Below are 7,239 nucleotides of genomic sequence, written 5' to 3'. Positions count from 1 at the left end.
CGACGTCGAGACCGCCACGATCTCGCTCGTCATGCAGCCGGGCTATGCGATGAACGATCGCGTGCTGCGCCCCGCCCGGGTCGGGACGCGCGGACCCGCCTGAGAGCAGGCGCCTCCAGCACGCCGGGGCGGGGCCCGTCGGTCCCGCCGACGGGCCCCGCCCCGGCTCATTCCCCACGAACACCACGAACCCCACGAACACCACGAACGACGCAGAAGCACCTGAGGCTCCCGGAAGGAGACGCTGATGTCCGGACAGGACTGGCTCGACAAGGACTTCTACGCGGTCCTCGGCGTCTCCAAGGACGCCGACGCGCAGGAGATCAAGAAGGCCTATCGCAAGAAGGCCCGGCAGTACCACCCCGACCGCCACCCCGACGACCCCGCGGCGGAGGAGACGTTCAAGGAGATCGGCGAGGCCTACTCGGTCCTCAACGATCCCGAGCAGCGCGAGCAGTACGACGCGATCCGCGCCATGGGCGCCGGCGGCGCCCGCTTCTCCGCCGGGCAGGGCGGCCCCGGGGCCGCCGGCTTCGAGGACATCTTCTCCTCCATGTTCGGCGCCGGTCAGGGTGCCCCAGGCGGCTACGCCGCAGGCGGCGGAGGCGGCGCGAACCCCGACCTCGACGACCTGCTGAAGATGTTCGGCGGCCAGGCCGGCGGCGGCTTCGGCGGCGGGGGACCGGCCGGCTTCCAGCCCGGCCCCTCCAAGGGCCAGGACATCTCGGCCCGCACGAGGATCAGCTTCCGCGACGCGGCGCTGGGCACCGAGATCCGGCTGACCGTGGACGGGAGGACCGTCACCGCCCGCATCCCCGCGGGCGTCCACGACGGGCAGAAGATCCGCCTGCGCGGCAAGGGCCGGCCCGGCCCCGGCGGCGGCCCGGCAGGAGACCTGCTGCTCACGCTGGACGTCGAGGAGCACCCCGTGTGGAGCGCCGACGGCGCGAACCTGAAGATCACGGTGCCCGTCTCCTTCGACGAGGCCGTGCTGGGCGCCACCGTGTCCGTCCCGCTGCTTGACGGTGGCACCGTGTCGGTGAAGGTCCCCGCGGGCACTCCGTCCGGCCGTACCCTGCGCGTGCGCGGCAAGGGGCTCGTGACCTCCAAGCGCACCGGCGACCTCCACGTCACCGTCCAGGTCGCGGTCCCCTCGCACGTCGAGGGGAAGGCGAAGAAGGCCGTGGAGGACCTCCGCGAGGCGCTCAAGGACGAGGACCCGCGCGCCGGGCTCGCCGCGGCCGCCGCCAGCTGACCGGAGCCGAACGGGCCGGACGGAGGTCTCCGGCCGGTCCGTTCGGAGATCGGCGCCGCCCGCCGCCGCGCCCGTCCCGACGCGTCGATCCCCGCATCCCGGAAGGAGCTCTCCGATGGCCCCCTCGTCCCGTCTCGACGAGCGCGTGCCGGTCTTCGCCATCTCGGTCGCTGCCGAGCTCTCCGGCCTGCACCCCCAGACCCTGCGCCAGTACGACCGGCTCGGCCTGGTCGTCCCGCAGCGCACCCGCGGCCGGGGACGCCGCTACAGCGCGCGCGACGTGATGCGGCTGCGGGAGATCCAGGCGCTGTCCCAGGACCAGGGAGTCAACCTCGCCGGCATCAAGCGGATCCTCGAGCTGCAGGACGAGGTCCAGACCCTCCAGGACCAGCTGCAGCGCGTGCGTGAGACCCTCGAGTCGATGAGCCCCGCGCAGCGCCGCGTGTTCACCGCCGACCGCGACGGGGAGATCAGCGCTCTGCGCCGCGGCGAGCGTCCCCGCCGCAGCTCCGGCAGCGGCGCGCTCGTCGTCTGGCGGCCGGGCCACCGGCGCTGAGCCGCAGGCGCCGAGCCTCCATCGCCTGCACCGAGCGAGCGGCCGACGACGCAGGGCCGAGGCCGGCACCCGCGCCCGGGCGGCCCGGCCTCAGCCGTCCCTCCCGGCAGCAGGCCGGTGCGGCTGCGCCCCGACCTCCTCGTACAGCGCCCCGAGCGTCCGCGCGATCTGCTGGATGTCCACGCTCTCGGCCGCCTCGCGTCCCGCGCGGCGGAGGTCGGTGAGCTCCCCGTCCAGCAGCGCAGCGAGCTTCTCCGCCGCGCGCCCCGGGAAGCCGGGGCCGTCGCCCGCGACCTGGTGCGTGAGCACCCCGTCGGGCATCCCGTCGCGGTAGATCGGGATCGCGCGCACCAGCGCGGGCACCTCGCAGGCCAGCGCCTCCCACAGCACGATCCCCTCGGTCTCCTCCTTGGTGAGGAAGCAGAAGACGTCCGCCCCGCAGTACGCCTCGCGCACCTGCTCCGCCTGCACGTAGCCGGGGAAGAGGGCGTTCGGCGGCGCGGAGGCCAGCGCCCGCTCGACGTCACGGGTGAGCATGGGGGGATCGGTGCGGCCGTACCAGACGAAGGTCACCTCCGGCAGCAGTCTCGCCACCTCCACCCAGTCGAGGATCCCCTTGCGCACCAGCTGCATCCCGACGCTGACCGCCACGCGCGCCTCCGGACCGAGGCCCAGCTGCTCGCGCAGCCGCCGTCGCGCTCCCGGATCGGGGCGGAAGAAGGTCGTGTCCACGCCGTTGGAGAGCACCCGCACCGGGGCGCGCAGGCCGTACTCCGGCCGGGAGATGAGCCCGCGCGAGTACTCGCTCGGGGTGACCACGAGGTCGCCGCGGCGGTACAGGTGCGCGATCCAGCGACGGAACAGCGGCGCGACGCGGTTCGCCCCGGGGAAGGAGTCGCGGAAGTCCTCCTCGGTCGAGTGCGCCCACATCAGCACCGGGCGACGCCACAGCCGCGCCCAGTGCGCGAGCAGCGGCGTGTCCGGGAACGGGGTGTTCAGGTGCACCACGTCGAAGGGGCGCAGGGGGTTGGTGACCACCTCGTGGCCGAGTGCCCGCACGGCCATCTCCTGATGGCGGATCGCGGCGCCGATCCCGGACTCCTTCGCCAGCGAGGCGAGACCGCGCGGCAGCAGCACGCGCAGCGGCTCGTCGCCGCGCACCCCGCGGCGGGGAGGGCGTCCTGGGAGGACGGTGCGGGCGATGCGGTCCAATCGGCGGCCGGCCGCCTCGAGGGGCCGGCGGCGGCGCCTCGCGGCGCGGGAGCTCATGAGCATCGGGGAGTACTCCTCACCAGGGAAGGAAGCGCAGCAGCAGCGCGCTCACGCCGAGGCCGTAGGCGATCAGCGCCCACGGCTTGCACAGCAGGATTATCGCGACGTAGGTGCGCCACGTCATGCGGGTGGTGCCCGCGATGTAGCACAGCAGGTCGTCGGGTGCGACGGGCAGCGCGATCGCGAGCGCGAAGGCGCGGGTGAAGTGCGCGCTGCGCGTCCAGCCCAGGAGCTTCTCCACCGTGCGCGGACGGAACATCCGCTGGATGAGGCCCAGGCCCACGTGCCGCGCGATCAGGAAGTTCAGCAGGGAGCCCGAGCACACGGCGAGGTAGTTCAGCACGGTCCCCTCGACGGCACCGAAGAGCACCGGGCCCGCGATCACCAGCAGGCCGCCGGGGACGATGGGGAAGACGACCGAGGCGGCGGAGACCACGAAGAAGGCGAGCGGACCCCAGGCGCCGAGCGAGTCGATGAAGGCCTGCAGGTTCGTCAGCGAGCGCAGCACCCCCGTGTCGAGCCCCCAGACCACCAGCGCGATGGAGAGGCCGAGGCCGAGCAGCGGGGAGAGCCGGGCGGCGATCCGCAGCGGGTCCCGTCGGATCCCCGCCTCCCGGCCGCCGGTCCCGGAGATCCGGTCGGCGCCGGGCCGGGGCGGGGCGGCCGGGGCCTGCACCGCACCCGGGCGGGAGACGGGTGCGGGGAACGGCCGGCCGGTGAGGTCACGGTCGGCGACGCGGCGTGAAGGGGTCGCCGGGCGCGTCGGTGCGGTGCGGATCGCGGGGATCGTCCCGGTCGTGGTGCTCATGCGGTCACGACCGGGTGCGGGATGATCCGGGCGGGCCTGCGGCGCAGGCTCTGGCGGTACACCTCGAGCACGTGCCGACCGAAGTCCTGCGCCCCGCAGGTGGCCTGCGCGTGCTCACGGGCCGCGGTCGCCATCTCCTCGCGTCGGCGCGGGCCGTCCAGCAGCGTGGACAGGTGGGCGGAGAACTGCTCGGCGTCCTCGTACTGCCAGCCCGTGCGCCCCTCGATGACCACGCTCGCCAGCGACGGGTCGCGGCGGCACAGCAGCGGCAGCCCGGAGGCGAGCGCCTCGATGAAGGTCAGGCCCTGGGTCTCGCTGAGGGAGGCGCTGACGAACAGCTCGCCGATCCGGTACCAGCGCTGCACCTCGGCGGGATCCGCGACGCCCGCGAAGCGGACCCGGTCGGCGATCCCGAGTGCCCGGGAGTGGGCCTCGAGCTCGGGGCGGTAGGGCCCGTCGCCGACGAGCACGAGCACCGTGTCCGCCCGGTCCGCGGCCGCGACCATGTCGAGGACCTCCTCGAGGTTCTTCTCCTTGGCCAGGCGCGAGACGGAGACGAGCACCCGCTGCTCGGGGGCGATGCCGAGCCCGCGGCGCAGCGACCGGACGTCCTCGTGCTCGGCCTCGCTCGCGGCGGGGCGGAAGCGCTCGAGGTCCAGGCCCGTCGGCACGACGTGCACGGGGGAGCGGACCCCGTAGCCGGTGAGGATCCGCTGGACCTTCGCGGTGGGGACCACGACGGCGTCCGTCCCCGCCAGGACCCGGCGGGAGAAGGTCTCCACGACCTTCCTTCCGACGGAGCGGCTGGGGGAGTAGTAGTGCGTGTAGTCCTCGTAGATCGTGTGGTAGGTGTGCACCAGCGGCACGGCGAGGGTGCGGGCGATGCGGCGCGCCCACACGTGGGTCGAGAACTCGCACTGGGAGTGGACGACGTCCGGTCGCCAGCGCAGGATCTCGCGCAGCACGCGGCGGCTGGCGGGCATGCCGATCCGGGCGCGGTCGTAGACCATCGAGGCGGAGACCGAGCCGATGCGGTAGACGCCCTGCTCGCTGCGGGTGCGGATGCCCTGGGACAGCGTCAGCACCCGCACGTCGCAGCCGAGGGCGAGCAGCTCGCGGCGCAGGGTCTGGACCGAGGCGACCACCCCGTTGACCACCGGCTCCCACCAGTCGGTGGTGAGGAGCACTCGCAGGGGACGGGTCGGCTCGGCGTCCTGACGGGGGCTCGGGCGCATCCTGGTCACGTTCACCCCTCGAGGTTCGCACGTGGTCGCGCCGAGCGCCTCCGCCGAGCGGAGGAGAGGGGTCAGACCGTGGTCTGATCCTGCCTCCGACGCCTGGTCGTGCCTGGTCCTCGTGCTCATGCTCCGAGCCTATGACCGGTGCCCAGGGGCCAGAACCGGGCGCGCCCGACGCGTCGCGGAGAGTTTCCCCCTAGTGCGTCAGCCCGTCACCTGGTAGCGGGCCGTGAGCGACGTCGACGCCAGCTGCTGGGTGAAGATCGCGAAGCGCGCCTGGACGTTGGCGGCCCCGTGCTCGACGCCGAGGGTCTCCACCGGCAGGGCGTGGACCGAGAACTGGTAGCGGTGCGGGGCACCGGCGGGCGGCTCCGGCCCGTCGTAGCCGACGTTCCCGAAGTCGTTCACGGCCTGGCGGATCGGCGAGCCGGCGTCCTCGCGGGCCACGCCCTGCGGCAGCGACGCGGCAGTGGCAGGGATGTCCCAGGCGACCCAGTGCCAGAACCCGGAGCCCGTCGGGGCGTCCGGGTCATAGCAGGTGACCGCGAAGGACCGCGTCCCCTCGGGAGCATCGCTCCATGCGAGATCGGGGGAGAGGTTCTGCCCGCCGAGGGCCTCGACGAGCTGCGGCGGGGCGACCTCCGTCCCGTCCGGCGTGGCGGAGGAGTGCAGGCTGAAGGTCTCGTCGGATTCGGTGACGTTCTCGCTCATGCCGGTCAGCCTAGGCAGGGCGCGCGGAGAAGTCGACCGGACCGCGCCGGTCTCCCGCCCCTCAGAAGCCGTCGGCCGAGGGGCGCGGGTAGTGCTGGAGGAACTTCTTGACCTGGTTCATCTTCGCGGCGAGCACGTAGAAGCGGCGCTTCGCTCCCTCGACCCCGTAGGCGAGCGGGTGCACGGTGCGGCGCTTCCCGATCTCCCGCACCCGGGTGCGCAGGTCCGGGTCGATGATGTAGCGGCGCAGCAGCGGCCACGGCACGATCGAGTAGAGGATCTCCTCGCGCGGCACCAGCCGCTCCATCTCGCGCTGCTCGACGAGGTCCGCCACCACGGGCAGCGCGACGTTCGCCCCGGCCGCGGTCATGTAGTAGTTGTTCCGGCCGATGCGGGGGTTGACCTCGAAGAACTTCCCGACCCCGTCGCGGGGATCGATCTTCACGTCGAAGTTGGCGTAGCCGCGGTACCCGGCGTGGTGCAGGAAGCGCACCGACTGCTCGAACACCTCCGGCAGGTCGGTCGTGAACATCGCCGCCGGGTTCCCCAGTGCGCCGGGGGTGTGCTCCTCGAGGAGCACCTGCGCCCCGCCGAGCAGGGTGACCCGGCCCTGGGTGTCGACATAGGCGGTCACCGACAGCATCGAGGTGTCGTCGCCGGGGATCATCTCCTGGACCACGAAGCGGTCCTGATAGCCGGCCTCCGTGAGACGGCCGACGAGGTCGAGCAGCTGGGCGCGGTCCTCGATCTCGAAGACCTTCCGCTTGCCGGGGAAGGAGACGGCGTTGTACGCGGAGGAGCGGGAGGCCTTGGCGACCACGGGCCAGCCGAGGTCCAGCTCCGGCACCTCCGGCGCCGTGCCGCCCTCGAAGTCGAGCACGACGGTGCGCGGGGTGGCCACGCCGATCTCGGAGCACATCTGGGAGAAGGTCGCCTTGTCCGCGACGGCCTCGAGCACGTCGTCGTCCAGCAGCGGCAGGTGGAAGAGCTCGCCGAGCTCGTCCCGGTGCGCGGCCAGCAGCGCGACCAGGAAGTCCGCGTTCGCCAGCAGCACCGGGCGGGTACCGCCGGGGCGGGCGGCCTTGTCGCGGCCCACCTGCAGCAGCGCCGCGACCATGTCCTCCTCGGAGGCGGCCATGCCCAGCTCCACGGTCGTCAGGATCGAGGAGTCCGCGACGGGGCCGGCGACCTTCCGGGTCACGACCGTCGAGGTGATCCCGTACTTCTCGTGGAAGGCGCGGGCCAGGGCGTAGATGCCGATGTCGCCGCCGAGCAGCACCAGGTCCACCTCCGGGGTCGACACGGCGGTGCAGGGGCGGGGCGGGGTGTCGGGCATCAGAGGGGTCCTTGTCGGTCGTGCGCGGTGCGGGAGGGGTGAAGCGGTGGGATCGGGGAGCGG

8 protein-coding genes are annotated in these 7,239 nt (G+C 73.3%); 3 read left to right on the top strand and 5 right to left on the bottom strand.

Going from position 1 to position 7,239, the window contains the following annotated elements:
* The 3 genes from grpE to L3K22_RS12015 form a co-directional block, all read left to right on the top strand.
* Positions 1–103: nucleotide exchange factor GrpE (gene grpE, locus L3K22_RS12025; protein WP_263311577.1), on the top strand; the 103-nt coding region annotated here is incomplete at its 5' end.
* A gap of 144 nt (positions 104–247) precedes the next feature.
* On the top strand, positions 248–1,255 hold the full coding sequence (locus L3K22_RS12020) for a DnaJ C-terminal domain-containing protein (RefSeq protein WP_263311575.1): 1,008 nt from the start codon (positions 248–250) through the stop codon (positions 1,253–1,255).
* 115 nt (positions 1,256–1,370) lie between these two features.
* Positions 1,371–1,811 carry a heat shock protein transcriptional repressor HspR gene (locus L3K22_RS12015; RefSeq protein WP_263311574.1) on the top strand — a complete coding sequence of 147 codons (441 nt, stop codon included), beginning with the start codon at positions 1,371–1,373 and terminating at the stop codon, positions 1,809–1,811.
* Positions 1,812–1,901: 90 nt separating this feature from the next.
* Here the strand turns inward: L3K22_RS12015 and L3K22_RS12010 are convergent, their stop codons facing one another.
* The 5 genes from L3K22_RS12010 to L3K22_RS11990 all read right to left on the bottom strand — a co-directional run bounded on the left by L3K22_RS12010 (position 1,902) and on the right by L3K22_RS11990 (position 7,176).
* Entirely contained in the window at positions 1,902–3,086 is a 1,185-nt protein-coding gene (locus L3K22_RS12010) for a glycosyltransferase (RefSeq protein ID WP_263311573.1), read from the bottom strand.
* Positions 3,087–3,099: 13 nt separating this feature from the next.
* Positions 3,100–3,891 carry a TVP38/TMEM64 family protein gene (locus tag L3K22_RS12005; protein ID WP_263311572.1) on the bottom strand — a complete coding sequence of 264 codons (792 nt, stop codon included), beginning with the start codon at positions 3,889–3,891 and terminating at the stop codon, positions 3,100–3,102.
* The gene (locus tag L3K22_RS12000; protein ID WP_263311576.1) at positions 3,888–5,126 is read right to left on the bottom strand and encodes a glycosyltransferase; all 1,239 of its coding nucleotides are present in this window, start codon (positions 5,124–5,126) and stop codon (positions 3,888–3,890) included. The genes L3K22_RS12005 and L3K22_RS12000 overlap by 4 nt, the downstream gene beginning before the upstream one ends.
* 207 nt (positions 5,127–5,333) lie before the next feature.
* Positions 5,334–5,840, bottom strand: a complete 507-nt coding sequence (locus L3K22_RS11995; protein WP_263311571.1) for a YbhB/YbcL family Raf kinase inhibitor-like protein — start codon at positions 5,838–5,840, stop codon at positions 5,334–5,336.
* A gap of 61 nt (positions 5,841–5,901) precedes the next feature.
* Positions 5,902–7,176, bottom strand: a complete 1,275-nt coding sequence (locus L3K22_RS11990) for a carboxylate--amine ligase (protein WP_263311570.1) — start codon at positions 7,174–7,176, stop codon at positions 5,902–5,904.
* Between the last annotated feature and the right edge of the window lie 63 nt (positions 7,177–7,239).

Origin of the sequence: Brachybacterium atlanticum (assembly GCF_025669985.1) — a bacterium.
Classification (GTDB): domain Bacteria; phylum Actinomycetota; class Actinomycetes; order Actinomycetales; family Dermabacteraceae; genus Brachybacterium; species Brachybacterium conglomeratum.
Note: the sequence above shows the minus strand (reverse complement) of the source record. Positions and strands in the feature narration are given on the sequence as shown.

Bases quoted from the DNA above. Each gene is read 5' to 3' on its own strand.
- L3K22_RS12020 (WP_263311575.1), top strand. From the start codon at position 248: ATGTCCGGACAGGACTGGCTCGACAAGGACTTCTACGCGGTCCTCGGC.
- L3K22_RS12015 (WP_263311574.1), top strand. From the start codon at position 1,371: ATGGCCCCCTCGTCCCGTCTCGACGAGCGCGTGCCGGTCTTCGCCATC.
- L3K22_RS12010 (WP_263311573.1), bottom strand. From the start codon at position 3,086: ATGCTCATGAGCTCCCGCGCCGCGAGGCGCCGCCGCCGGCCCCTCGAG.
- L3K22_RS12005 (WP_263311572.1), bottom strand. From the start codon at position 3,891: ATGAGCACCACGACCGGGACGATCCCCGCGATCCGCACCGCACCGACG.
- L3K22_RS12000 (WP_263311576.1), bottom strand. From the start codon at position 5,126: ATGCGCCCGAGCCCCCGTCAGGACGCCGAGCCGACCCGTCCCCTGCGA.
- L3K22_RS11995 (WP_263311571.1), bottom strand. From the start codon at position 5,840: ATGAGCGAGAACGTCACCGAATCCGACGAGACCTTCAGCCTGCACTCC.
- L3K22_RS11990 (WP_263311570.1), bottom strand. From the start codon at position 7,176: ATGCCCGACACCCCGCCCCGCCCCTGCACCGCCGTGTCGACCCCGGAG.